Below are 25,124 nucleotides of genomic sequence, written 5' to 3' on the forward strand. Positions count from 1 at the left end.
TGATCCGATGAGTCGAGTATTGTCCCCCCTGCCCTGGATCGCTGGCCTTCCACCGATCAAGTCGGTCGTGAACCGGGTGATCCGAACCGCGGCACAGGTTTCGGAATCTTCCCGGACCGTCAATCCAGCAGCCGATCAGGCTGGGCAACTCAATCGACTCCTCACAAAGTCCCGCGACACGCGGTTCGGTCTCGATCACCAATTCGAATCCATCCGTCGCGAAGGAAAAGGATCCCCAGACCGACTCGTCCATGCCTTTCAGCGAGCGGTTCCCTTGCGATCCTACGAACAGCTTTGGAAGGATTATCTCGCCGACTCATATCCGACGCTCCGCAATGTCACCTGGCCGGGACTTATCCCCTACTTCGCCCTGACCAGCGGAACGACCCAGGGAGCCACAAAATACATTCCTGTCTCTCGTGAAATGCTGGCATCGAATCGGGCGGCGGCCTGGGCGATGGTCGGTTCGTTCATGGCATCTCGCCCCGATTCCCGAATCTTTCAGGGGAAAATCTTCTTCCTCGGTGGATCAACCAATCTGGAAATGCCCTCCCCAGGGGTTCGGCAAGGCGACCTCAGCGCGATTGCGTCTCTTGAGGTCAGCGAAATCCTTCGTCCCTATACTTTTCCACCCGTTGATCTTGCCCATGAAACGGACTGGGATCGGAAACTCTCGACGCTCGTTGATCAAAGTCGCTCCGAGCCGATCACCCTGATCAGCGGTGTTCCAAGCTGGCTCCTGATGTTCTTCGAGCGCCTCCTGGAGCGCAGTGGCGCTCGAAGCGTGGCCGAGGTCTGGCCGACGCTTGAAGTCGTTGTGCATGGCGGGGTGAAATTCGACCCGTATCGGCCGGCCTTCGATCGGATCCTCGGGAGCGATCGCATCGCCCTTCAGGAAACCTACCCCTGCTCCGAGGGGTTCATCGCCTACGGTGATCAAGCAACCGGTTTGCTTCGGCTTCTGGTGCGCAATGGCCTGTTCTTCGAATTTGTCCCGGTCGATGAACTCGATCGCCCCAACCCGACCCGCCACTGGATCGCCAATGCAGAACTCGGGGTGAACTACGCGATCGTGCTCTCAACCTGCGCGGGCATGTGGGCGCATGTGGTTGGAGATACGGTGCGGTTCGAGTCGCTCGACCCGCCTCTCCTGAGCTTCACCGGACGAACCAAGTACACGCTTTCAGCCTTTGGAGAGCATCTGATCAGTGAGGAGATTGAGGCCTCAATGGCCCTCGCTGCCGAGCAAACAGGGGCAGCCGTGCAAGAGTGGCACGCCGGCCCAGTGTTCCAGGGGTCGCTCGGCCACCATCACTTCCTGGTCGAATTTTCGACTCCGCCGACCTCCCTTGATGCCTTCCGCACCGCTCTGGATGCAGATCTGAGCCGACGGAATGCCGACTACGCCGCGCATCGGGTCGAGGGTGTCGGCTTGCCAATGCCTGCCCTCTCTTCCGTTCGATCCGGAGCATTCACCGACTGGATGCGATCGCGAGGAAAACTCGGAGGTCAGCACAAGGTGCCCCGCATGGACGGCACCGGCCAACTCACTGCCGAGTTGGCCGGTTTCTTCCGAGACTCGGGAGTCGTCCAGGACGATCGACCTGCCGGGGGGATAACGACCCCCCTCTGATTCCGTGTTAGCCTGAGATCAGGCGGCCTTTTTGCGAGTAATGAGCGAGGCAATCTGCTCGACGGTGTCGAGGTGATCAACCCCGGCCTCATGAGCTTCAAGGCTCACCTGAAACTGTTCTTCCAGGAAGACGACCAGCCGCAGCGTGCTGATTGAGTCGAGCACACCGCCAGTAATCAACGGCGTCTGGTCGGTCAGTTCGTCCGGATCTTCTCCTGGAAGAAATTCCAGAAGGAGGAAATCTCGAATCGTCTTTCGGATGGCGTCCATTGGGCTCGGTCCTGGGAAGATCGGTTTACGGAAGTCGACGAGAAGAATCGAAGGGCGGATCCGCTCAATCAAGGGCCGACTGATTCGGAATGGGGGTACCAGCCGTAGTCTGGACTCGGGACTGATCCCGAACCTCATCAAGAACCCGGCCTTCCATCACGTCGGGGATGGCAAGGCCAAGAATGGAGAGCGATGTCGGCGCGACGTCGGGCAACTCCGCGTCCAGCCGCATGCCTGGACGGATTCCAGGGGCCTCGATCGCGAGCACGCCATCGTTCCGGTGCGTGGCCGGCAGGTTCGGATCGGGACGGAGCAACGACCGGCAAAATGGGTCCCACTTGGCCATGGCCTGGTAGCCATCGGTCGAGGGGGCAAGGACGTCGGGCAAGCCCTCTGACGCCGGATCGAGGTTGTAACGCTCGGCCACGTCGAACGCGTCGGCAAAGAGGGGTTGGCCCGTCTCCGGGTCTTCGGCGGCTCGGCAGGTATCGATGATCTCCGCAATCACCCTGGAAGCGGCCGAGGAACCAGACACCAGCTTCGGGTTCAGGAAGATTGAGCCGCAGAGTTGACCAAACGGAGCGAACGCCACCGTTTTCGACCAGTCGCACCCAACCTCTCCTTCGATCGACCGAGGGCCTCGGCGGGCGGTCCCATCCGGAGTCCGTCGGCGTCGCCATCGATCGAAGCGATCACGGAGCCGACGAACTCGGTACGAGAGGCGGGTTCCGTAGGGCAATCTCCGCTGCAGCCCTGCCTGGCAAAGCAAGCCGTTGACGTCAACCAGCGCCCGACAGGGACCGAATCCATGGTCGGAAAGGGCAATAACGGCCGCATTGCGTCGCGAGGCCAGTTCCAGCAATCGTCCGACGGCCCGATCGAGTTCTCGAAGGCAGTTGACGACCTCGACCGACCATTCGGGCTGTTGCTCAGCCGTTTCGTCGAGGTCGAGATAGGGCCAGAGTCGATGCTGAATGCCGTCGAGGTTATGGAAATGAACCATCAAGGCGGTCCAGTCGCACCGGACGTCGGCTCGCTCGGCGGCTTCGGCCTGAGCTCGAAAGACCTCTTGGTTGCGTCGAGAGACGGCTCGAAGCTCTTCAAGCGATCGAGGTCGGCGCTTCCAGAGGACCTTATGGGAATAACCGGGGAGATCGCGAAGAATCTCCTCCCCGAAGTCGGGGCACTGGGCAAAGGCCCATTGCAAGCCGGGAGCGTCGGAACCGGCGACGACCAGTCCCCGAACATCGGGCGGGGGATAGGTCATCGGAAGGCCGAGGCTGACAACCTCGTGCCCACGTTCCGACAAGGTATCCCAGAGCGTTGGCACTCGGATCCGACCGGCATGGTTGGGTAAGATGGTCCGATCGACCGGGTCGAGATAGTGGAACTCGTGGATGCCGTGGGTCGGGGGATGGCAGCCGGTCAGGAACGAGGTCCAGGCGACGGGCGTAACCATCGGTTCGGAGGACCAGAGCGTGCCGGTCGCCGATCGTCGCCAGAGCGCCTGAAGGTTCGGCATCCAGCCCCGATCAAAGGCAGGCCGCAGAACCGCTTCGGTGGCGCCGTCGAGCCCAAGATAGACGACCCGAGAGGCGGGGCCCGGCATACGCACTCCTTCGCGATGACTTGGCCGGGAAGACCACCCCCTCCGATGCCCTTTCAAGCGGCACTCTTCCTGAGTCGCCGCCCTGGCATCCGGACCAGTCCTGACCGGAACCGCAGGCGAAAACCGGAGGGGACGTCGCACCCTATCCCGCTCGGCCCTGGTGGTCAATCCGAGATTCGATCAAGCCGGAGCCTTCCCTTCGCCGATTCTCTGAGCACAGGAGAGATGAGTATTGCCGGCCGGGATGGCGCCTGGCATCCGAGATGACTCGCCGAGGGATTGGCACCGCGACCAGGGAGGCGTCGTCCGATGATCGGACGCGGGGGCTCATCGTATCGTTACGTTCTGTTCGGCGTGGTGACCGGCCTCGCTATCTTGGGGATCGTCTCCGGGTGTTCCTTGCAGCAACGCAAGGAGGAACGGAGAATTCCTCAGTATGGGGTCGTCGATCTGGGACAGCCCCGAGAGCTGAACCAGGTCATTCTCCCACCCTATGTGATCGAGCCACCCGATGAGCTGGAGATCATCGTTCGACCGACGTCGATCGACCTGACCCAGCGGATTGCGACAGTCCAGCCCGATGGCGTCATCGACCTCGGCCTCGGAGGAGTCTTCCCTGTTGTTGGGTTGACACTGGAACAGGCAGAGGCAGTGATTACCGAACGCTTGAGAGAGCGTCTCGCTCGCGAAGGGAACACACCCGAAGACCCGATCGAGGTCTCGGTGCGCCTCGCGAATTCATCCCGCAGCAAGTTTTACTACGTGATCGGTGCGGTCTCAAATCAGGGACCGATTCCTTACACTGGTGGAGAAACCGTGCTTCGGGCGATCTTGCAGGCTGGGTTACGACCCAACAGTCTCCCCGAGAAAGCTTACCTGTCCCGCCCCCAAACCCTTGGCCAGCCCGATGTCGTCTTGCGGATCGACTGGGAAGCGATCCGAGATCGCGGCGACACCACGACGAATTACCAGGTCTTTCCTGGCGACCGGATCGTCGTACCCGGAACCAAGGAACGAGGGCTGCTCCAAACCCTGTTGGGGGGGTAAGGTCCGGCGCGATTCTGCGAGAAATGGCCTGACGTTCCAGGCAATCGATGGGTCACCAGGGATCGCCACAGGCTCGACGAGCATCCCGTTCGAACCAGTTATCGAGGTAATAATGCTGGCCTCGAGCCCAGGCCCATCCGCTCGCCAGGAGGTAGGCAGGAAGAAACGCTGGACCCCAGCGTTCGACCTGCCGGACGTGGGCCTGCTCGTGATCTCGGCAGCCGTCGAGACAGTGGGTGTCTCGTCCAATGATCACATGGCCAAGCGTCATGGCGGCGGCCCCGGCACACCGACGAAGGAACCAATGCGAGAAGCCGCCGTGGAATTCGATCGCTCCTCGACGAATCTGAGCCCGACCTCCTGAGCAAAGCGTCAGTACCCCGGCGGTCAGCCCGACGGCGGTCGTGGGAGAGGCCCAGGCATAGCAGACGCACCGTTTGACCCATCGGGCTCGGCGACGGGGGGGGGTGGCATCGGAGGCGGCGATACGGGTACGGCTCATTGTGAGATTCCTCCATTCGAAGGAATTCAGGACACGATCGTCGGTTCAACTCGCCCGAATTGGTGCTGAATTGCTTGCCGGATCGGTTGATACGGTTCTCTGAAACGGCTGAAAGCCGGGTGGTCAATTGATTGTACCGGTCTGCTCGGGTATGAAGTTGCCGAGCCAGACCATTTTCCCGAACTCGTTGCCGGGACGGGGCGTCCTACATCGTGACCGTTGAGCCGAAGTGGGCATCACCAGCCCCCTCCCGGGACGATCGACGCCCTCCTGAGCCTCCAGGGAGCTGACTGCATGAGCCACCACGACGATCCGAACGCCGCAGGCGCCGCCAAGGTCGGGTCACGCGACCTGTTTCTGTTCTGGTCCTGCTTCATTGCGTTGATCGCCACAGCGTTCGCCTTTATCACCCGAGTGCTGATCATGGACGAGTGGCAGGCCGACTTCGGCCTGACCGAGACGGAGAAGGGGGAGATCTTCGGCGTCGGCCTCTGGCCGTTCGCGGTGAGCATCGTCCTGTTTAGCCTGATCATCGACCGGATCGGTTACGGCAAGGCGATGGCCTTCGCCTTCGCCACCCACCTGGGGGCGGCCCTGATCCTCTTCTTCGCCAAGCCGCTCACCGAGAGCCTGGGCATCCGTGGCTACTGGGTGCTCTACATCGGCTCGTTTGTGATGGCGCTGGGGAACGGGACGGTGGAGGCAGTGATCAATCCGGTGGTCGCCACGTTGTTCCCGAACGCGAAGACGAAGTGGCTGAACATCCTGCACGCCGGCTGGCCGGGCGGCCTGGTCCTGGGTGGCATCCTGACAATCGCCATGGGAGGGCTGAGCTGGCAGTACAAGGTGGGCCTCGTCTTCTTGCCGGTCATCGCCTACGGGGTTCTGATGCTCCCGCAAAAGTTCCCTGTGTCTGAGCGCGTGGCGGCGGGTGTCTCTTACAAGGCGATGCTGCAGCAGGTCGGGGTCATCGGCGCGCTCATCGTCTCGATCATGCTCGTCTGGGAGATCACCCGGGTCTTCATGGAGTCGGGCGTGCTGTTCCAGGGGATGAGCGACCAGAACATTCTGATCGCCCGGCTGGTTATCGTGGCCGTGATGACCGGGGCCTTTGGGGCTTATGTGCACGCTCCGGGACGTCCAATTTTCATCTTCCTCTTGCTGATCATGATCCCATTGGCAACGACGGAGCTGGGGACCGACAGCTGGATCACCTCGCTGATGGAACCGGAAATGACCCGGTTCAACCTGAACCCGGGATGGGTCCTGGTCTATACGTCACTAATTATGCTCATCCTCCGATTTTTCGCCGGGCCGATTGTGCACCGGATCTCCCCGCTCGGATTGCTGGCGGTCAGCGCTCTGCTGGCCGCCTGCGGCCTGGTCTTCCTCTCAAAGTCGAGCGGGTTGATGATTCTCGCCGCCGCCACCCTGTACGGCTTCGGCAAGACGTTCTTCTGGCCGACGATGCTGGGCGTGGTGGCCGAGCAGTATCCCAAGGGAGGCGCCATGACGCTCAACACGATCGCCGGCGTCGGGATGCTCTCCGTCGGTGTGCTCGGGAACCCGCTGCTGGGGAATATCCAGGACAAGGAGGCGGTCGAACAGCTTCAGGCCACGAATCCGACGGTGTTTGAGAAGGTGGTCGGAGAGGAGCGGATCAGCGTCTTCGGAACCTATCGGCCATTGATTCAGGAGCAGATTGACCAGCTCCCGCCCGATCAGCAGGCCGAAGTCGCCGCGATTCGCGAGGCAGCCAAGAAGAACGCCCTCATGACCGTGGCGATCTTCCCCTGCATCATGTTCGTCAGCTACATGCTCCTGATCCTTTACTATCGCTCGCAGGGTGGCTACAAGCCGCAGATCCTTGTGACGGATCAGGAGGAGTCGGAGATGATGACGGGTGGTGTCGTGGGTCCGGCCGAAATGTGACGATTGCCCATCTCCTGAGCGTCCGCGGGGGCAGGGTCCGGCGTTTCGACCGAGCACGGTCGATGCGATCGGTCCCCTGCCCTCGCTGCGTTGCTGACGATCGAGCGTTGCACGAGAATTCCTGATGAACCTCAGAGACGTTGGTTGGCCCCCCCGGTTGCAAAGGGCGTTGCAGAACCCGTCAACCGACCGAGACCCCTGGTCGGCTCGGGTCGCGGGGGCCTTGATTTCAGGCTATCTCTGGGTGGCATTTACCGATGCAATCGCCACGACCTCTCTGGCCGTGGGTGGCCTCGTACCAGCAATCACGGGGGCGGCGATCGGTGGGCTCCTGGCGTGTGTCCTGCTCTTTCTTGGACCATCACTGCAAGGACTGCAAACTCGCCAGCCGTTGATGGTGGTGGCGAGCGCTGCGTTTGGAATTCGTGGCTCGGCGTTGGTGCCGGGGCTCTTGCTCGGCCTCGTGCAAATGACCTGGTTCGCCGTCGCGGTCCATTACGCCGTCGAGTTCAATCTCAGAGGGTTGCTTGCCGCCGGACTGATCAATCCGAGAGATCTCCGGGCCGGGCCGATCGGCTCTCCGATCACCCAGAGCACGGTCTACGCCGCGACCGCGATGCTCTGGGCCGTGTCAGCGGCTTTGGTTTCCACCCGGTTCATCCGATGGATCGCAGCCCTGATGATCGTCTATCCGATCTTCATCGCTCTCAGTTACGCGGGAGCGATGGTCTGGTCGATTCCCGGCCTGCCAAGCTACCGGGACGCCGCCGCCGACCCGATCAACGCCGCCCGACTGGCCACCGGTCCTGCCTTCTGGGGCATGGTTCAGTATGTCTTCGGTTTCTCGGCGATCGTCTCCAGTCAGGCGGTCAACTGGGGAGCCACGCTCAACCGAGAGAGCGACGTGCGGAAGGCAGGGGCGGTTGGGGTCGGCCTGGCCTCGACGATCATTGCGACGATTGCCTTGCTGATCGTTGCCGGCTCGATCGGCCGGGATGCGATGGATCAAGGCTCCGAGGCAGGAGCCAACTCGAACGACTTGCTCCTCGCCAACCCTGATGCAGCCGAACTCGCTCCTCCCCTCGTTCCCTTTCCCAGGAATCCCGAAGCGTACAGACTTGGAACTGTCCTGGAGAGTCGCATCGGAGGCATCCTCGGTGGGATTGCCTTGATCGTGCTGGGCCTCGGTTCGCTCGCCTCCGCCGTGTATGCGGCGTATGCCTACAGCAACCGACTGGAGTCGATCCGGAAGCGTCCCCGGCGCTGGGCCTGGGGAGTGGTGGGAGCGGTTGTCGCCTATCCGTTGATGGTCACGGGCCTGGCTGCCAATGTCCCTCTAGTTATCGACCTGACGGCCGGAATGGTTGCGCCCATGCTCGGCGTGCTCACGGCGGCCTGGCTCCGGCATCGCACTTCCTGGCCTGGTCCCGCTCCTGGAATTTGCTTCGATGCGATGATTGCCTGGGGAGCCGGTTCGATCGTGGGACTCCTCCCGGTTCTCGCCCGAGTGGTCCCGATGGCTGCAGCAGTTCGATGGCTTCCCATGGCGTTGCTTGCCTACCTTGTCGCAATCGCGATCATGACGGGAAGCGACGTCATTCGCTCTCTTGGGAAACGTTCCGCCACGTAATGACCTCGGAAACACTTCGAGGCGCGAGTCATTCTGCGCCGACTCCCCAATCCATGACTTTAGGAACGATTGTCGGACAGAGCCTTCGGGCCGATAATGAGGGTTCAGTGATCGTTGACGATGCCCCGAGACGTGCCCCCTCACGGAGTCCTCATGGCCGCCGCCTCCCGCTCGGAATCAGGTCGGCTCTGGCGGGGGAGGACCTTCGAAGCGCTGGTCGAGAATCCCCATTATCGACGCTTTTACATGGGGCACGGGATCAGTCTCGTCGGCACCTGGATGCAGGCGGCGGCGGTCAACTGGATCGTTTACGACCTGACTCGATCGGCCTGGTGGCTCGGGGTGGTTGAGGCGGCGAACCTGTTGCCAGGCCTGGCGGTAGGACTGTTTGCCGGAGCCTTGGCGGATCGGACGAATCCGCGATCCACGGTCCTGACTACCCAGCTCATCCAGCTCGCGCTGGCAATCACCCTGGCCGCTCTGTTCACGACGGGGGTGATCAAGCTCTGGCACCTGATCGCTCTGCTCGCCCTGGCTCGGGTGGGAAACACGTTCGAAATGCCGGCCCGTCAGGTGTTTCTCTACGAGTTGGTCGGACGGCAGCATCTCGGCAATGCGATCGCCTTGAATGTGGGGCTGTTCAACGCGTCTCGGGTCCTAGGGCCTGCGCTTGCGGGGGTCTGTCTGGCCTGGTTTGGCCAGAACTCCCCCTTCGTGCTCAACGCGCTAAGCTTTCTGGCGGCGATCGCGGCGGTCCTGTCGATCCCAAAGCGGCACTCTCCGCATGTTCGGTCGGGGCAAGGACCGTCCGACGTGCTCGGTGGGTTCGCCTATCTGCGGAAGGATCGGCGGGTCGCCCTTCTCTTCGGCCTGATGGCGTTCTTTGGGATTGCGGGGATGGGCTACAACGCGATGCTCTCAGCCTACGCCCGCGACTCAATCGGAACCGGCGCCCTCGGCTACTCAGTTCTGCTGGCTTGTGGCGGCCTGGGAGCGGTGGCCGGAGCGTTGATCGTCGCCCGAGTCGGTGGACGGCTGAGGAGAGAAGATTTGATCGTCGGAGGACTGGCCCTCTTCGCCCTTGCCCTTGCTGGAGCGGGGATTCTACCCGGCCTTCTGGGCTCCAGGAGCCCGTCGTGGTGGCCGATGGCCGTGGCGATGCTTTGTCTGCTCGGCACCGGATTCGGCGCGATTACCTTCAGCTCCTCGATCCAGACAATGGTCCAACTCGACGTCCCGGATCAGCTTCGAGGACGTGTGGCGGGGGTCTGGATGGTGGTCTTCTCGGGATCTGTGCCGCTGGGAGCCTTGGTTACTGGGAGGCTCTCGCAGTGGTTTGGCGTCGAGCCGGTGTTGGTTGCTTCGAGTCTACTCTGTGGCACGCTCGCCCTGACGCTCGGCACCAGCCGGATTCTTGATCGGATCGGACGACGAGCGATCGAAGCCGAACCGATCGAAGCCACGATCAATCCAGACTGACCTCGACACCGCCGCCTGGCCAAATGGGAATCGTTCGAAGACTGGGCAATCAACCCGATTCCCAAGGGAATTCAGGACGTGATTGCCCCACTCACCCATTTTCTCGACTCAATTTCCATTCGTTTCGTGGAGCAATTCGTTCGCGGAATGAATGATCCGTTCCTCGACATCCTCGGCCCAGGGACCGGGCTGACCGTAGTAGATCATCGCTCCCGCCCCTTCATAGCCCCCTTCCTTCAGTACTCGGAGCGAGGGAATGTATGCCATCACGTCATTGCAGTAGGCTGAGACAAAGGTGTCGGGACCGAGATTTCGCTTCATCCGGAGTGCGTAATCAACCACCACCTCTCCTCCCAGGAAGAACCAGGTCAGATCGCCGAGCTTCCAGACCTGAACCGGGTAGGGATACGATTCGGGAAGCGACTCCCCGCGATCGAGCCGTTCCAGAAACATGCGAGCCCGATTGGCCAGGGCGAATTGATCGGCCTTTGCTTCGGCTTCCCATTGCGATCGCTCCGGAATCGGCGCGAATTGCAAGTCGATCTCCTCGTAGGCTGATCGCAGCGAACCGAGGACCGGGCGGAGCGGTCCTTTGACGGTCCGACGCACCGCGTCCGCAAGTTGCTTTCCGTAATTCTCGGCAAGTTCGACGGTTCGGCGCGGTAAGGGGTTTTGATCGGCTCCACATCCGGCCACAAACAAGGCCACGGCATCGGGATACGCACGCTCCAGCTCGATCATCGCGAAACCCGCGTAGTCGCCGGAATAAGAGTTCTCTGAGAGCGTTGTGCAGTGACAGGCATAGGAGAAGACGACCCCTCTGACCGTTCCGTCGGAGTCCTTGATGCAGAGCACCGGCACGTCATGATCGACGGGCCCTTTCAGTGCCATCTCGGCGCGGAGTTCCTCCGCCTTGCTCTGATCATTCTCGCGACGATTTACCGCGAATCCGGCCTCTCCCTGTCCCCAGGAAAGGCGTGTCTCGGTCAGGTTCTTAAGTGCTTCTCCTGAGAGCTCCACAATCATCTCGCCGAGCAGTTCGGTGTACGATTCGACCCGATGCTTCTGCTCGTCGTCGAGTGGGTACATGGTGATCAGGTTTGTCCCCACCACCGGACCGGTGTGGGTGTGCGAGCAGGCCAGCACGATGCGGTCGATCGGAATCTCGTAGCGATCGGCGATCGACTCCCGAACGCTGATCGAGAACTCGCGGTCAATCCCGCAGAGGTCCAGTGTCACCATCAAGGCCCGGGTTCCGTGTGGGTCTTCGAGGGCCAGGGCCTTGGCCCAGATGTCATGCAAGACCCCCTCGGACGGGCTACTCCGGGACCCGTAACCCGCCATCCACATCGGGCGTTCGGGGGTTATCGTGACCTTGGCCAGACCAGCCTTCCAGGCGTTCAGTTCGGAGGCCGTCGCGGTCGAGAGCAAGGTCGACCCGAGCAGGGCCGTTCCGAGAAGCCACCGAGTAACGGTTGCCATCCTGATCCTCCAAGGTGTCGCGTCATGAAGCTGCGAAGCAATCGAAGCGAAACGCCATCACGCCTTGTTAGTGCGTGTTGGGTCCCCTTGCGATCGAGACGGACTTGATCATCGAGAGAACCAGCTGGCCTGTCAACGCACCGCTATGTTGATCATTTTGTGATCAGACACGAGGGCTCGTGACGTTGAAGGAAAGCGCGGGAATGGCCTTCAGGAGTACTCCGTTCCGTTCCCGCGTTTCCTCCCTCTGCTCGACACGAATCAGGCACACCAGTTGCGGCGCTCTTCGTTGCGAATATGGTTGATGCCGATCCGGGTTCCTCGGATAAAGTCGAGGACTTCCTGAACTTCGGGAATCGATCCGAGTCGCGATTCCACCCGCTCCAGGGCTTCGCCCTGATTGCGACCTTCCTGAAACAGTGTTCGGAAGGCTTCACCCAACGCATCGATCACCGCAGGAGGCGTTCCAATCCGTTGCAACCCTTGCAAGTTAAGGGCGGTGATGCAGTTGTAGCCTTCCTGCACCACGAACGGAGGCACGTCCTTGGTACTCCCGCCGAGTCCGGAGAAGCGAACAAGCCGCCCGATTCGTACCCGTTGCTGAATCACAACGTGGCTGGCCAAGTCACAGCCATCCCCGATCTGGACGTGACCGGCGAGCAAAACATCCGACTCGAGCAGACAGGAATCGCCCATGATCACGTCGTGACCAAGATGTGCCCCTCGACGAAGGATGTTCCCGTTGCCGATCGCCGTCAGGCCGCCTCCTTCGACCGTCCCTCGATGGATGGTTACGTAATCGTGAAAGGAGTTGCCATCGCCAATGATCAGGCGAGTCGGCTCTCCCCGATACGTCCGAGATTGAGGCCCTTTGCCGAGGACGGCTTTGTAGCCGACATAATTCTCGCGGCCCATTTCGATCGGGCCGCTGAGGCAAGCGTAGCCTTCAATCACACAGCCCGGCCCGATCCGAGTCGGACCTTCAATAATGACATAAGGGCCGATCCGGACGTCGGGAGCGATCTCCGCGTCGGGACCGATCACGGCCGTCGGGTGGATCAGTCCGGAGACTGCCAAGGTCATCGTGACTCGCCCTCCGCATGGGTCGCCCGGCCTGGCGTTTCTGACCAGCAAGATTCTGGATCGACCCCATTGGATCCGGAACTTGAAGGACTTCGAGCACAGGCTCCACAACGCCGGGAAGAGTCTCCTCGGCTTGCGGTTCTGGTCGCGGCTGATCGCGTCCGATCCTTCGGCCCACACCGGAACAACAATCACCGATCAGGGGCGATCTAGTCTGACCGTGTTATGGTCAGGCCAGGACGGCTAGGCGAGAAACCCTCGAATCTGGAGCATCGGTCGCGAAGAAGTGAAATCGAATTCGAGCGGATCGACGCCACAGGTCCGTTTGCCCCGTGTCGACGGTCGTCGTAACTCGGCGGGGTGCGATCTTCGTGCTCTTGAAATAGTGAAGAATCGGCCTGGCGTAAAGGCCAATCTTGCAGATCGTGGCCTATCGGAAGACTCCGATTCCCGTTTCCCCTCGACGTGACTTCCCCTGAATAACCTCATCATCCGGACGGAGCCCTGCCCCGCGTTCATTTACAGGCCCGACGCGAGGTTGGTAATGACCGAGATGTAGGCCATCACAAACGCAACCACGATGAAGAAGACGATCCCGCCAATTCCGATGGTCAGGATCGGCTGCACCAGCTGACCAAGATTCGAGACCATCCGCTCAGCCTGTTCCTCGTAGTCGTCGGCGAGGTGCTCAAGTGCTTCAGGCATTTTCCCGGTTTCTTCTCCGGAGGAAAGCACCTGAATCACATCGACATTGAACTGGTGGCTCCGGTCGAGCACCTCGCTGAGCTCGGTCCCTGCCATCACCTCGGCGCGAGCCCGATCGACGGCCCGACGGATCGGGGCCGCATGCAAGACCTCGCTCGTCAGGCGGAGCGAGGTGTCATAATCCACGCCCGCTTCCAGTAACGTCGAGAGGGTTCGGGCGAATCGCGTGGTGTCGAGCGTCCGCAACAAGGTGCCGAGCACCGGCAATCGAAGCGCAAATCGGTCCATCAACTCCTTACCGGCCGAGGTTCGGTAGACACGAAGCATCCCGAACAGTGCAGCCACGGCGAGAACCGGGACCAGCCACCAACCCACTCCCTGCATGAAGTTGCTCAGGACGACCAGGGCTTGTGTCGGAGCTGGAAGATCGCCCCGCCCTCGCGTCATGTCCTGTAAAATCTCAACAAATTGCGGCAACACAAAGACGGTCAAGAGCCAGCCAACACCTGCTGCGATCAGGACGACCGACACCGGATAGATCATGGCCGATCGCGCTTTTCGAAACAGCCGGACTCGATTCTCATAGTGCCTCGAAAGCTGTTTCAAGGCCTCGGGCATACCTCCCCGAGCCTCGGCAACCTGCATCATGCTCCGCATCATGCGATCGAAGGTCCGAGGCTCCCGATTCATCGCCTCAGAGACGGAGTCTCCCCGTCGAATCGAAGTCTGCAGTCGGGCGATCACCGGTCCCAACGCTGTGGCCCGAAATTGCTTTTCCAACGCTCCGAGCGCGCGGAGCAGGTCGACACCCGCATCCAGATATCCGCCCAGTTGTCGACAAAAGCTCGCTAGGTCCGTCGATCGAACCGAGCCGAACACGATCCGTTCCATCCACGATGCGCGACCCGAGGGGGCGGCCCGGCGCGATCGAGGAATCTCGGACGCATCCCCCGGGTTCCGATCATCCTCGGGCCTTCGACTTCCTCGCTTTGGCGGGACGGATGAGGGGCCAGGAGTGGGACGGAAGGTGCTTGCATCGTCCAGATCCGACGAAGGAAGGGGCTGAGGACCTCGTCGGGGATTCCGAGGTGGCCTCGGATTGCCGTCGTCGGGGGTGGTCATGCGGACTCCTTCTTCCCGAGAGGACCGGGGTTTCGGGGCGATCGGCCATCGCGTGCCGTATTGCTCTCTTGAATTATCAACCGCGGACGCGAGGCTCGGCAACTCCGGGGTGTCCTCCGAGCGATCCGAAGGCGAAGCTCCATCGCATGAGACTGGGGTCCCCTCTTGACAGTCGATCGGCCGATCGGCCAACGTCGTCCGGTTTGAGGGTGCGCCTCCCAGATGATCGTGGAGCCGAGTGCGGATGACAGAGCCGAAGCCCATTTCTCCCGTCGTCCGAGAGGCGGCACGATTCCGGACGTTGCCCCTTTACCTCTGGGTGGTCCTGGCGGTCCTGCTGGCAATCCCGACCGGGCTCTTCCTCGGCGTCGATGCGAGCTGGTACGAGCAAATCCCAGGCCCGTTCCGACTGCTGCTTCGAGCTGTCGCCACCGGGCTGGATCTGGCTCCCCAGTTAATCATCCGGGCACTCGGCGCGATGGCTGCGCCTCTGGTTGTCCTGGCGATCCTCACGGCAATTGTCACCAACGACATCCGGGGGCTTCAAGGGGCCCGGATGATGGGCTACTACATGTTCAACACCACCGTGGCCATGGTCGTCGGCCTGGCGATTGCCATGATCGTCCGACCTGGCGAGGGGGCCATGCTCGATGGCAGTCAGGCTATCGAACCCGGAGATGCCAGGCTCATCGACGCCCTGATCGACCGCCCTGCCCCTCGGGAACCTGCCCCTCAGAAGACAGTAGCCCAGATCCTCCTCGAACTGGTCCCCCGGAGTATCGGCGAAGCCTTTGCCACGAACAACCTCGCGCAGCTCGTTCTGGTAACGATCGCCGTGGGGATTGCCCTGGCGAAGATTCGCGATCAGCAGCGTCGCAGCGGCCTGCAGAATCACCAGGCGATCGTCGATCTGGTGACGGTTGGCTTCGAGGTTCTCATGACGATTCTACTTTGGGTCGTCGCGCTCGTGCCGGTGGCGGTCTTCGGGGTCGTGGCGATCAGTATCGCTCGTGAAGGATTTGGCCTCTTCATCAGGCTTGGCTGGTTCGTAGGGGTCGTCCTGGCGGGCCTGGCGGTGCAATTGATTTGGTATCTTATGGAACTCGGCCTGCTGGCTCGTTTCGGACCCCTTCGCCTCCTTCGAGGATCGGCCGATGTGATCGCCATGACCTTCAGCACCGCGAGTACGGCCGCGACGATCCCGATCACGCTCCGATCGCTCATCGATCGCCTTGGCATCTCTCGGGCGTCAAGCCAACTGGCAGCCTGTGTCGGCACGAACTTCAACAACGACGGAACCGCCCTGTATCAGGCTGTGGCCGCGTTGTTCTTCGCTCAGGCGGCCGGAGTGGAACTGGCCCCCGCCGATCTCATCGTGGTGATGATGACGACACTTCTGGCCAGTATCGGCGCGGGTGGCATTCCCTCGGGAAGCTTCGTGACGATGCCCTTGATCCTGGCCGCGATTCGGGTCCCGGTGGAAGCCTTGCCGATCTTACTCACCATCGACTGGTTTCTTGACCGTTGCCGAACCACGGTCAACGTCCTTGGCGATATGACCGTCGCCATTCTGATCGACCGCCACGAGCCGGCCGACACCTCCTCCAACCCGAACGATCTTGAGGCCCCTGACCTGCTCGATCCCTTGCCACACGATTCAGTTACGTGATCGTGTAAGCAATTTTCGATAAAGCTCCTCGTAGCGATCCACGACGATCGGTAGAGCGAATTCCGATTCCACCCGTTGCAGTGCATGCTGACCGAGGGTCCGAGCAAAGTCGGGGTTATCGAGGAACGAGCGGATGGCTTCAGCCCATCCGCGAGGATCGTTCAAAGGCACCAACACGCCGGAAGGGCCCACCTCAAACAAGTCCACATTCCCACCGATTTTCGAGGCGATACAGGGCAATCCGGTCGCCATGGCTTCCAAAAGCGAATTACTCATCCCCTCGGCAACGCTGGGAAGCACGAACACATCCGCTGCCCGAAGATAGGCGGCCGGATCACTCACCGGGCCGAGAAAGTGCACACGATCGACCAGACCGAGTGCCTCGGCTCGGGCTGAGAGTCGATCACGATCCGGGCCGCCACCGAGGAAGATCAGGTGGCCCTCGGCTCGACTCGCAGCGACCTCGGCCCAGGCATTCAGCAACAAATCCAGGTTCTTCTGAGGATGAAGCCTTCCCGTGAACATGACCCGGGGCCTGGGTGGTAAGTGCGCCTCGAGGAGACTCGGGCCCGGATGAAACACTGAGGGATCGACCCCGCTCGCCATGCGGAACATTCGATCCGCCGGCACCCCGAGGGCTCGCCACTGCGTTTCGAGATCGAGGGAAATGGCCGCAAACGCCGAATTTCTGAGAATCAACCGCCTGAGAACCGGAAATCCGCGGGTTCGTTCCAGTTCCTCCGCCTCGCCGAAGTACCCTGAACTGGCCGGCTGAACAAGCGTGGGCCGGTCAATCACGGAGCGCGCCACTCCACTGGCAACCGCTTCCCAAAGGGCCTGGTGCGTGTGGACCAAATCAAATGTGTTGCGAAGTGTTCGTAACGCTCGAACCGCTCCCGAGACGAAGCTCAGGCCAAAGAGCGGGCCAAGCGGCACCGAATCGATCCACCGATGAACGGTGACTCCCTGAACCAGATCATCCCGGGGAAGCCCCGAGCCGCGGACTGCTTGGGTCACCACTCGCACTGAATGGCCCCGTCGCGCAAGCTCGGCCCCCTGAGCCAGCGCCTGTCGTTCCGCACCACTGGCATACGGATGAAAATAGGCGACCAGGTAACAGATCCGGAGGGGCGGTTCGTTCATGGAATCCGAAAACGAAAGACGGCGCTGGCCTCAGACCAGCGCCGTCCCTTGTGCTTGGTGCAACCGGGCCGGAACTCGTCTCCAGGCCCGGCGAGGAGCACTCAATGACTCAGTAATCGAGTACCAGCTTCGAATAATCACGTCCCAGTCGATCGTAGATACGGCCACTCATGACCGTAATCAGAGGGTAAGTCCGGGTCGGGGCCTCCCCGTTGGTTCCGGAGACGACAATCGACCAGTCGCCATCGGGCAGGAATTCCGCAAGCTGGAATTCACCGCGATCATTGGTCACAGCCTGACGTTCGGCGAAGGTCGCGATCGTGTTGGAGAACCTTACCACCGCCCCGGCAACCGGTCGGCCGGTGTCTTCATCACGAACGCGTCCCTGAACCAGTCGGGTGGCCGCGGCGAGGGTCGATCCCGGCACGTTTCCCGAAAAGGCCGGTCGCCGCGATTCCCGAAACTCTTCAAACGGCAGCGACGGCAAGGGACCAATTCCCTCGATCGACCCGTCATCGCTCGGAGCCGGGAGATCCGGAGGACTCAGCGGCTCAGGTTCGATCGTGCGAGCCGGCTCACTCGGCGTGGGTTCGGGCTCGGGACGAGGATCAATCGGCTGGTTCTCCAGGGCGGGTGCCCGACCGACGCCCGGCGGATTGCCCCGCTGACGGTTCTGCTCGATCGACAGGCCCGGTTCCGACTGACCTTGGGGCCCTGAGGTCACCGCGGGGGCCGAAGGACGATCCACGTAAATCGGGGCGCCCGAGTCAATGATCGGAGCATCGTAAACCACACTGGACGGGTACACGATGCTCGACGGGTAGACGAAGCTTGAGGGGTAAACCACGCTTGAGGGAGAAACAAACCGCGTCGCGGAGAGCACCGAAGTCGGTACGAACGATGTGGCAACGACATCGCTCGTGTAGTATCGAGTGGGTTGAAGGAACGAACTGCCCACCAGGTAGCTGGTCGGTAACACGGTCGTCGACGCTGGGCGATAAATCGTTGGCGCCAGTGTGTAACGTGCTGGGCGATACACCACGGACGTGGTCGGAACCAGGTACGATGTCGACACAACTGACGTCGTCGGAATCACATACGACGAAACCGTTGGGACCACCGAGACGGTTTCGATCGGAGTGATGTAGGTGGTCTCTCTCGGACCGAACAGCCCGAGTCCGCTGGCCTGGGCCGTCATTGGCCCAAGGCTCACCAGCAGGGCAATCAGCCCTCCGAACGTGAGTGGGCGGAGGAACCGGGTCATGGAAGTCATCTCCAGGATAATCAGTCCGGCGACCGGGTTCGGCGCACGCAACGCGCCGGGGACGCCTGATCGACCGATCCAATACCTACTACCATACCACTCCGATCGACCACGACAAGCGGTACGATACGACGCAAGCGTCTTTCCGGGGTGATCTTGGGCACGCGACACGACGACAAATTGCGTGCCGCTCTGTCCTTTGAGAGACTGCGTACGGCCTTGTTCCACAGAGCTTGCGAGGAGGAATGGTCATGTCTCAGTCCCGCTCGGCGTCCGATGTGCTCGATCGCGACTTCCTCGAAATTCGATCCAGGATTCTCGATCTTGCCGCGGCACTCGACCGTATTGACCGCGCCTCGGACCGCGATCGCCTTACGAATGACCCCCGACTGGCCCAGTGCCAAACCGCGCTGCAAACCCTGCTCCGCTCCGATCCAAACCGCGCCGAGCTGGTTCAGCTCCTATTCTCCGACCCTTACCAGGACGACTGGCGGCAACAGCTCCCTATCGCCCCCCGGATTGGTTAAGTCGCTCTCCGTCCGCTACCTGGCTTTTGTTCAACACGGCAATTCCTGCGGCATCCTGCATCTTTCAACGGTTCCGCCGCGACTCCGTTCACGGGGTCGTTTTGAAGAATCGGGATTGTATTTCAGGTCCGAATTGAACAAGAATCAAACAGCGAAGCAGCGTACGACCCGGACGGGAGACGCCGATGCCGTCGTTGGCCATCGGAACCACCCCCCTCAACGGTCGTGTCTCAATGGGGATGACGTATGATTCTCCTCCGCCCGACTCTTGCCCTGGTGCTGGTGCTTTCGCTCAGGCCGGTGATGGCGATGGAGGAGTCTCCCGAGAGATTGACGTTCGAGCATCAGATCCGCCCAATCCTGAAGGCCTACTGCCTGGACTGTCACGGCGGCGAGGAAGAACTCAAAGGCGGTCTTGATCTTCGCCTCAAGCGCTTTGCGGAAGCCGGTGGCCGAAGCGGAACCGCGCTCGTGCCGGGTGCTCCCGACGAGAGCCTCCTGCTCATTCGCATGCAGGATGCAGAGATGCCTCCGGGAGAGGTCAAGGTTCCTCCCGAATCGATCGCCCTGATCGAACAGTGGATTGCTGTCGGTGCTCCCACCGAACGCGACGAACCCGAATCAATCCCACCCGGCATCGGCATCACCGCCGAGGAACGCTCCTACTGGGCCTTCCAACCGATTCGCCGTCATGAGCCCCCGACCTTCGCCTCCGAGGATCGCGTTCGCACGTCGATCGATGCGTTCATTCTCGACCGGCTCCGAGCCCTGGGGCATGACTCTTTCGCTCCCGACGCAGACCGACTCACCTTGATCCGTCGCGCCAGTGCCGATCTAACCGGATTACCTCCAAGTCCAGAGCAATTGGATGCTTATCTCAACGATTCCGATCCTCACGCTTACGAACGCATGATTGACCGTTTGCTCGATAGCCCAGCCTACGGCGAGCGATGGGCGCGACACTGGCTCGATGTGGCCGGCTATGCCGATTCGGATGGCAACGGCTCGCATGACACTCCCCGAGCCTATGCGTATAAATATCGGGATTATGTCATTCGATCGCTCAACGCCGATACACCGCTCGATCAGTTCATCATTGAGCAACTGGCCGGTGACGAGTTGGTTCCAAGGCCCTGGTCGAACCTGACACCCGGTCAGCAAGATACGCTCGCCGCCACGGGCTTTTTGAGAACCGTCGCCGACCCCACCTCGTCCGGTGATGGAGATCTGGCTCTCGACTCCAATCAGGTTGTGGCCGACACGCTCAAGGTCGTCGGTTCCTCAATGCTCGGCCTGACTGTCGGGTGCGCACAGTGTCATGACCACCGCTACGACCCGATTCCTCAGGCCGACTACTTCCGTCTTCGGGCGATCTTCGAACCTGCCCTCAACCCCCAACAATGGCGACGTCCCTCGCAGCGCCTCATCTCACTCTTGACCGACGAGGAACGGCAACATTCCGAGGAGATCGAAGCCGAAGCCCATCGTCTCCAGACCGCACTCGACGAAAAGACTCGTGTCTTCATCGCCGCAGCGTTCGACGTGGAGTTGGAGAAGTTTCCCGAGGATCGTCGAGCCTCCCTTCGCGAGGCTTTCGAAACTCCGGCCGATCAGCGAAGCGAGGAACAGAAGGCCCTGCTTGCCGCCAACCCAAGCATCAATATCTCTGCGGGTACGCTTTACCAGTACAATCCGAAAGCGGCCGATGAGCTGAACGCCGACCGTCAGCAGGTTGCCGCCAAACGGGCCGAGAAACCAGTCGAAGAGTTCATCTCGGTGCTTGATGAGGTTCCTGACCTTCGGCCCGAAACCCGCGTGTTCCACCGAGGGGACCACCGTCAACCGCTCGATCCTGTCGGCCCTGGCGATCTCACCGTCTTCGCCCCCGAGGGAGAACGCTTCGACATCCCGGACGATGACCCGAACCTGCCCACCTCCGGCCGTCGGCTCGCCTTCGCCCGTCACCTGGTCAACGGTGAGCATCCTCTAGTGGGTCGCGTCCTTGCGAACCGGATCTGGATGCACCACTTCGGTCGAGGACTGGTTGAGACTCCCGGCGACTTCGGTGTCCTCGGCCAGTTCCCATCACATCCGGAATTGCTCGACTGGCTCGCGACCGAGTTGGTTCGCCAGGGCTGGAGCCTCAAGGCGATGCACCGGTTGATCATGACGTCGACAGTCTATCGACAGTCTTCCCGCCATGACCCAACACTCGACGTCGTTGACTCTTCCAATATTTACTACGGCCGGTTTCCGGTCCGACGACTCGACGCGGAGATTCTTCGAGACCGCATTCTGGCCGTCAGTGGCAGGCTCGACCTCACACCCTTCGGCCCCCCGATTCCCACCGTTGAAGGAACCTTTGGCGAGGCGATTCCCGAGGGAAATTCGACCCGACGAAGCATCTACCTGCAGGTTCGACGATCTCAGCCGGTCTCATTTCTGACCGCCTTCGACGCTCCGCTGATGGATGTCAATTGCGACCGTCGGACGCTGAGCACCTCTGCTCCCCAGGCATTGATGCTCATGAATAGCCCTTTCGTGGTTAGCGAAGCCGAGGCCATGGCTGATCGACTGGTTGCCGAGACTCCCTCTGACTTCGCAACCGATCAGATCGAAGCGACCGGCTGGAATGAGGGTGACAGCTTTCGCGGTGATCAAGGCGCTACAATGGCTCAAATGATTGCCTATGCCTGGTCGCTTGCCTATCAACGATCGATCTCGCCGGAAGAGCTTCAACTCGCTCGTGAGTTTGTCACGGCTCAGCGAGCGGCAATCCATCCCGAGCAGGCCGAGTCGGGGCCCGAGCGGGCCGTGCTCGCCAACCTTTGCCATCAACTCCTCAGTTCAAACGAGTTTCTCTATGTGGACTGAATCGTCTCGATGGGGCCGGCGAGCCTTTCTGGCAAACACCGGGTTCGGAGTGGGGGCTTTCGCCCTCGCATCCTTGCTCAAGCAGGACGGTGTCCTGGCCGAGTCTCCCCAGAAGCCGAACGAAAATCTGCCCCTCAACCTGTCGGCTCGGCCCCCGATGTTCGCTCCCAAGGCGAACGCGATGATCTCACTCTTCATGCATGGTGGTCCATCTCACGTTGACTTGCTCGACCCGAAGCCCGAGCTTTCCCGCCTGCACGGCAAGGAATACGGCGGGGATGTAGCTTTCAGCTTTGTCAATCGTGCCAGCAAGACACTGCTTGGCTCTCCCTGGACTTTTCGGAAACACGGCGAGTCCGGGACCGAGGTTTCGGAACTGCTTCCCGAGATTGCCGGAGTGGTCGATGATCTCTGCGTGATCCGGTCGATGCACACCGGACACAATGGGCACGAGGTCTCGATCCGCTACTTTCATGGCGGCCTCGCCGGGATCACCGGGCGCCCCACGCTGGGCAGTTGGATCGTCTACGGCCTTGGCAGCGAGTCGGACGAATTGCCCGCCTACATGGTCCTTTCCGATCCCGGTGGCCAGCCGGTCGACGGCTCTCATAACTGGTCCAGCGGATTCATGCCCCCCCTGTACCAGGGAACCGTCCTGCGTCCTCAGGAACCCCGCATTCTCAACCTCGACCCTCCGGCTCACCTCCGAGGGACCGTTCAAGAAAACAACCTTTCCTTCCTCGATCAATTGAATCAGCGCCACCTGGAGCAACACCCCGGAGAGGCCGACCTCGAGTCCCGAATCCGAAGCTATGAACTCGCCGCGTCCATGCAGGTCGCAGCCAAGGAAGCGCTTGATGTTTCCGAGGAACCCGAGTCCATCAAGCGGCTGTACGGGCTCGATCATGACGACACCCGCGAATATGGCACGCGATGCCTCATCGCCCGCCGGCTTGTCGAACGAGGTGTGCGGTTCGTCCAGTTATTCCTCGGCGGCCAGCCCTGGGATAACCACAACACAATCAAATCCTCGTTACCCGCCATCTGCCGACGGACCGACCGACCCGCTGCCGCCCTGATCAAGGACCTCAAACAACGAGGCTTGCTGGAGACGACCCTCGTCCACTGGGGAGGTGAGATCGGACGGCTTCCTGTGACCGAGGGCGCACTCGACGACTCGGCCGGACGTGACCACAACGGCCAGGGCTTCTCCATCTGGATGGCAGGCGGTGGAATTCAAGGGGGCATGACCTACGGCGCCACCGACGAGGTGGGCCACCGAGCCGTCGAGAACATCGTCACCCCGAACGACTTCCAGGCCACGGTCATGAACCTTCTCGGCCTCGACCACGAGCAATTGATCTATCGTGCCAACGGTCGCGAGCATCGGATCACCGACGGCCGTCCCTCTCAGATTCTTGAGGGGATCCTGCAATCTCCTCCGCACCAAACCGGCTGAGCGATCACTGGAGCATTCCTCGACCCAGCAGGTTCCAGCACGCTTCGACCATGCCGTTTCGGTGTGCGAGGATGCGATCGTGGAGCACAAAGGTAAAGTCGCTGTATCCCGGAATCACCATCACGCGTTCTCCAATTCGCAGCGACTCATCCGAGGCAACTTCCACCGTTGCATGTTCCGCCGAGAGCCCCAGAACCTGACATCCCGGATGCCCGGCAAGCACCGGTGGTGTCTGGAAATCACTGATCGACTTTCGGCCGATGTCGAGAATCGCCCGATTGGCTTCTGGACGGCTCACCACTGTTGCCAGCACCGCAATGGCCGGTTGATGCCCCTCGACCCGGCAAATCTCGGTGTAGTATCGGCAGGCGAACACCCCCCCACCGGCCTGAAGTTCGGTGATCCCCGGAATATCTGACGTGAACTGGTAAGACCCCGAACCTCCCGCCGAGAGAATCCGGCAAGGAAGACCGGCATCCTCCACCGCCTTACTCGCAGCGAGGAGCCGACCGATCGCCTCCCCAATCGCGTGTCGCTTGGCGTCCGGGTCGGGAATGAACAGGGTATGCCCTTCGTATCCCATCAGACCATCAAAACGCAGTCCCGGCGTATCTGAGACGCGATGCGCCAGTTCGACAGCCGCTTCCGCCGACCGAACACCACACCGTCGCATTCCCAAGTCTACATCCACCAGAATTCCCACCTCCACCCCTGCCCTCACCGCGGCCGATCCCATCGGTTCCAACTGGTCGAGATGATCCACCGTGGCCTTCACATCACTATGACGTTGCAGCGCAGCGAGCCGAGCAACCTTCGACGGCCCCACCACCATGTGAGCGATCAAGATGTCTGCGATCCCGGCCGAGGCCATCACCTCTGCCTCAGAGACCTTGGCCACTGTCACACCAATAGCGCCTGACTTTCGAAGCTCATGGGCGATGGCCGGACATTTGAATGCCTTCGCATGCGGTCGCCACTGCACGTTTCGCGAGGCAAGATGCTTGGCCATGGTCTGGACATTCGCCTCGAATGCATCCAGATCCAGAAGCAACGCGGGGGTGTCGAGTACCTCAAGCGTCCGTCCAATTGAACTCAGCAGCATGGAGCGAATCCCTTGGTGAGGAGATCAGATCGCATTTGTCTCAAGTGGTCGGGAAATCGTCGGAATCACGATTCCACCCCGGACAGGGTCGGAAACCGACCCGACCCGGCCCGGTATCAATAAAATCTCATCTCGTCGGTCCGACCACCGGACGAATCCAGTGAAGAAATTTTCTCGCATCAAGATACCCTGCCTGATTCGCGACAATCCGACCATCCGGAGTGATCGCCGCAAGGGTCGGAACCGCCTGCAGGCCGAGTGCTTCGACCAACGATTCGTGGGCAGGATCATTCGCGTCGATCTTCAGCGGCACGGTTTGCGTGTTGAGCAGTTCAACAACTCTCGGGTCCCGGAATGTGGTTCGTTCCAGTTGACGGCACCAGCCACATCCTCGCGACGAGACCGAAACCAGGATCGGTTTTCCTGATTGCGCCGATTGGTGAAGAGCCGTGCCGTAACTGTCATTCCAGGCAATCCCGTTCGTAACAGCTGCCATCGGCAGCATCGCCAAAATTGCCAGGGGAATGATCCTGCATCGTTGGAAGCGTGGCGTCACTCTCATACCAGAAAATCTCCCTCGTTCCTCAGTCGG

Annotated in this window: 19 protein-coding genes; 9 read left to right on the plus strand and 10 right to left on the minus strand. The window is 61.1% G+C overall.

The window, feature by feature from the left end:
• The first annotated feature begins 7 nt into the window (after positions 1–7).
• A complete protein-coding gene (locus tag HG800_RS10300; protein ID WP_169976542.1) occupies positions 8–1,633 on the plus strand; it encodes a GH3 family domain-containing protein in 1,626 nt (541 codons plus the stop codon).
• 18 nt (positions 1,634–1,651) lie between these two features.
• Here the strand turns inward: HG800_RS10300 and HG800_RS10305 are convergent, their stop codons facing one another.
• Together HG800_RS10305 and HG800_RS10310 are read right to left on the minus strand one after the other, a co-directional pair.
• Positions 1,652–1,903 (minus strand): acyl carrier protein, encoded by a 252-nt coding sequence (locus tag HG800_RS10305; protein ID WP_169976543.1) that lies wholly within the window; start codon positions 1,901–1,903, stop codon positions 1,652–1,654.
• Between the two features lie 64 nt (positions 1,904–1,967).
• Positions 1,968–3,512 carry an alkaline phosphatase family protein gene (locus tag HG800_RS10310; protein WP_169976544.1) on the minus strand — a complete coding sequence of 515 codons (1,545 nt, stop codon included), beginning with the start codon at positions 3,510–3,512 and terminating at the stop codon, positions 1,968–1,970.
• Positions 3,513–3,821: 309 nt separating this feature from the next.
• Between HG800_RS10310 and HG800_RS10315 the strand changes: the two genes are divergently transcribed.
• Positions 3,822–4,559 (plus strand): polysaccharide biosynthesis/export family protein, encoded by a 738-nt coding sequence (locus HG800_RS10315; RefSeq protein WP_169976545.1) that lies wholly within the window; start codon positions 3,822–3,824, stop codon positions 4,557–4,559.
• Positions 4,560–4,611: 52 nt separating this feature from the next.
• Here HG800_RS10315 and HG800_RS10320 read toward each other — a convergent pair whose 3' ends face one another.
• Complete coding sequence (locus HG800_RS10320) at positions 4,612–5,061, minus strand: hypothetical protein (RefSeq protein WP_235963576.1); 450 nt, start codon at positions 5,059–5,061, stop codon at positions 4,612–4,614.
• A gap of 294 nt (positions 5,062–5,355) precedes the next feature.
• Here HG800_RS10320 and HG800_RS10325 point away from each other — a divergent pair, with 294 nt between their 5' ends.
• The 3 genes from HG800_RS10325 (at position 5,356) to HG800_RS10335 (ending at position 10,102) form a co-directional block, all read left to right on the plus strand.
• Positions 5,356–6,993: an MFS transporter gene (locus HG800_RS10325; protein ID WP_169976546.1), complete on the plus strand. Its 1,638-nt coding sequence runs from the start codon at positions 5,356–5,358 to the stop codon at positions 6,991–6,993.
• Positions 6,994–7,117: 124 nt separating this feature from the next.
• Entirely contained in the window at positions 7,118–8,623 is a 1,506-nt protein-coding gene (locus HG800_RS10330) for a hypothetical protein (RefSeq protein WP_169976547.1), read from the plus strand.
• Positions 8,624–8,776: 153 nt separating this feature from the next.
• Entirely contained in the window at positions 8,777–10,102 is a 1,326-nt protein-coding gene (locus HG800_RS10335) for an MFS transporter (protein ID WP_169976548.1), read from the plus strand.
• 108 nt (positions 10,103–10,210) lie between these two features.
• On the opposite strand, the gene HG800_RS10340 is transcribed toward HG800_RS10335, so the two are convergent.
• From HG800_RS10340 to HG800_RS10350, 3 genes are all read right to left on the minus strand, one after another.
• Positions 10,211–11,584, minus strand: coding sequence for a neutral/alkaline non-lysosomal ceramidase N-terminal domain-containing protein (locus HG800_RS10340; RefSeq protein ID WP_169976549.1), 1,374 nt, complete (start codon positions 11,582–11,584; stop codon positions 10,211–10,213).
• 261 nt (positions 11,585–11,845) lie between these two features.
• Entirely contained in the window at positions 11,846–12,667 is an 822-nt protein-coding gene (gene lpxA / locus HG800_RS10345) for an acyl-ACP--UDP-N-acetylglucosamine O-acyltransferase (RefSeq protein WP_169976550.1), read from the minus strand.
• A 519-nt stretch (positions 12,668–13,186) separates the two neighbouring features.
• Positions 13,187–14,494: a type II secretion system F family protein gene (locus HG800_RS10350; protein ID WP_169976551.1), complete on the minus strand. Its 1,308-nt coding sequence runs from the start codon at positions 14,492–14,494 to the stop codon at positions 13,187–13,189.
• A 244-nt stretch (positions 14,495–14,738) separates the two neighbouring features.
• Between HG800_RS10350 and HG800_RS10355 the strand changes: the two genes are divergently transcribed.
• A complete protein-coding gene (locus tag HG800_RS10355; protein ID WP_169976552.1) occupies positions 14,739–16,163 on the plus strand; it encodes a dicarboxylate/amino acid:cation symporter in 1,425 nt (474 codons plus the stop codon).
• On the opposite strand, the gene HG800_RS10360 is transcribed toward HG800_RS10355, so the two are convergent.
• On the minus strand, positions 16,152–17,306 hold the full coding sequence (locus tag HG800_RS10360; RefSeq protein WP_169976553.1) for a glycosyltransferase family 4 protein: 1,155 nt from the start codon (positions 17,304–17,306) through the stop codon (positions 16,152–16,154). The genes HG800_RS10355 and HG800_RS10360 overlap by 12 nt on opposite strands.
• Positions 17,307–17,415: 109 nt before the next feature.
• The gene (locus tag HG800_RS10365) at positions 17,416–18,570 is read right to left on the minus strand and encodes a carboxypeptidase-like regulatory domain-containing protein (RefSeq protein WP_169976554.1); all 1,155 of its coding nucleotides are present in this window, start codon (positions 18,568–18,570) and stop codon (positions 17,416–17,418) included.
• 251 nt (positions 18,571–18,821) lie between these two features.
• Between HG800_RS10365 and HG800_RS10370 the strand changes: the two genes are divergently transcribed.
• The 3 genes from HG800_RS10370 (at position 18,822) to HG800_RS10380 (ending at position 23,430) form a co-directional block, all read left to right on the plus strand.
• Positions 18,822–19,097, plus strand: a complete 276-nt coding sequence (locus tag HG800_RS10370) for a hypothetical protein (protein WP_169976555.1) — start codon at positions 18,822–18,824, stop codon at positions 19,095–19,097.
• A 246-nt stretch (positions 19,098–19,343) separates the two neighbouring features.
• Positions 19,344–21,971 (plus strand): PSD1 and planctomycete cytochrome C domain-containing protein, encoded by a 2,628-nt coding sequence (locus HG800_RS10375; protein WP_169976556.1) that lies wholly within the window; start codon positions 19,344–19,346, stop codon positions 21,969–21,971.
• Positions 21,961–23,430, plus strand: coding sequence for a DUF1501 domain-containing protein (locus HG800_RS10380; protein WP_169976557.1), 1,470 nt, complete (start codon positions 21,961–21,963; stop codon positions 23,428–23,430). The genes HG800_RS10375 and HG800_RS10380 overlap by 11 nt, the downstream gene beginning before the upstream one ends.
• A 4-nt stretch (positions 23,431–23,434) precedes the next feature.
• Here the strand turns inward: HG800_RS10380 and HG800_RS10385 are convergent, their stop codons facing one another.
• Together HG800_RS10385 and HG800_RS10390 are read right to left on the minus strand one after the other, a co-directional pair.
• Entirely contained in the window at positions 23,435–24,532 is a 1,098-nt protein-coding gene (locus HG800_RS10385; protein ID WP_169976558.1) for a DSD1 family PLP-dependent enzyme, read from the minus strand.
• 127 nt (positions 24,533–24,659) lie between these two features.
• Positions 24,660–25,028, minus strand: a complete 369-nt coding sequence (locus tag HG800_RS10390; RefSeq protein WP_169976559.1) for a thioredoxin family protein — start codon at positions 25,026–25,028, stop codon at positions 24,660–24,662.
• Positions 25,029–25,124 lie beyond the last annotated feature (96 nt).

It is taken from the genome of Tautonia rosea, from assembly GCF_012958305.1.
GTDB classification, from domain to species: Bacteria; Planctomycetota; Planctomycetia; order Isosphaerales; family Isosphaeraceae; genus Tautonia; species Tautonia rosea.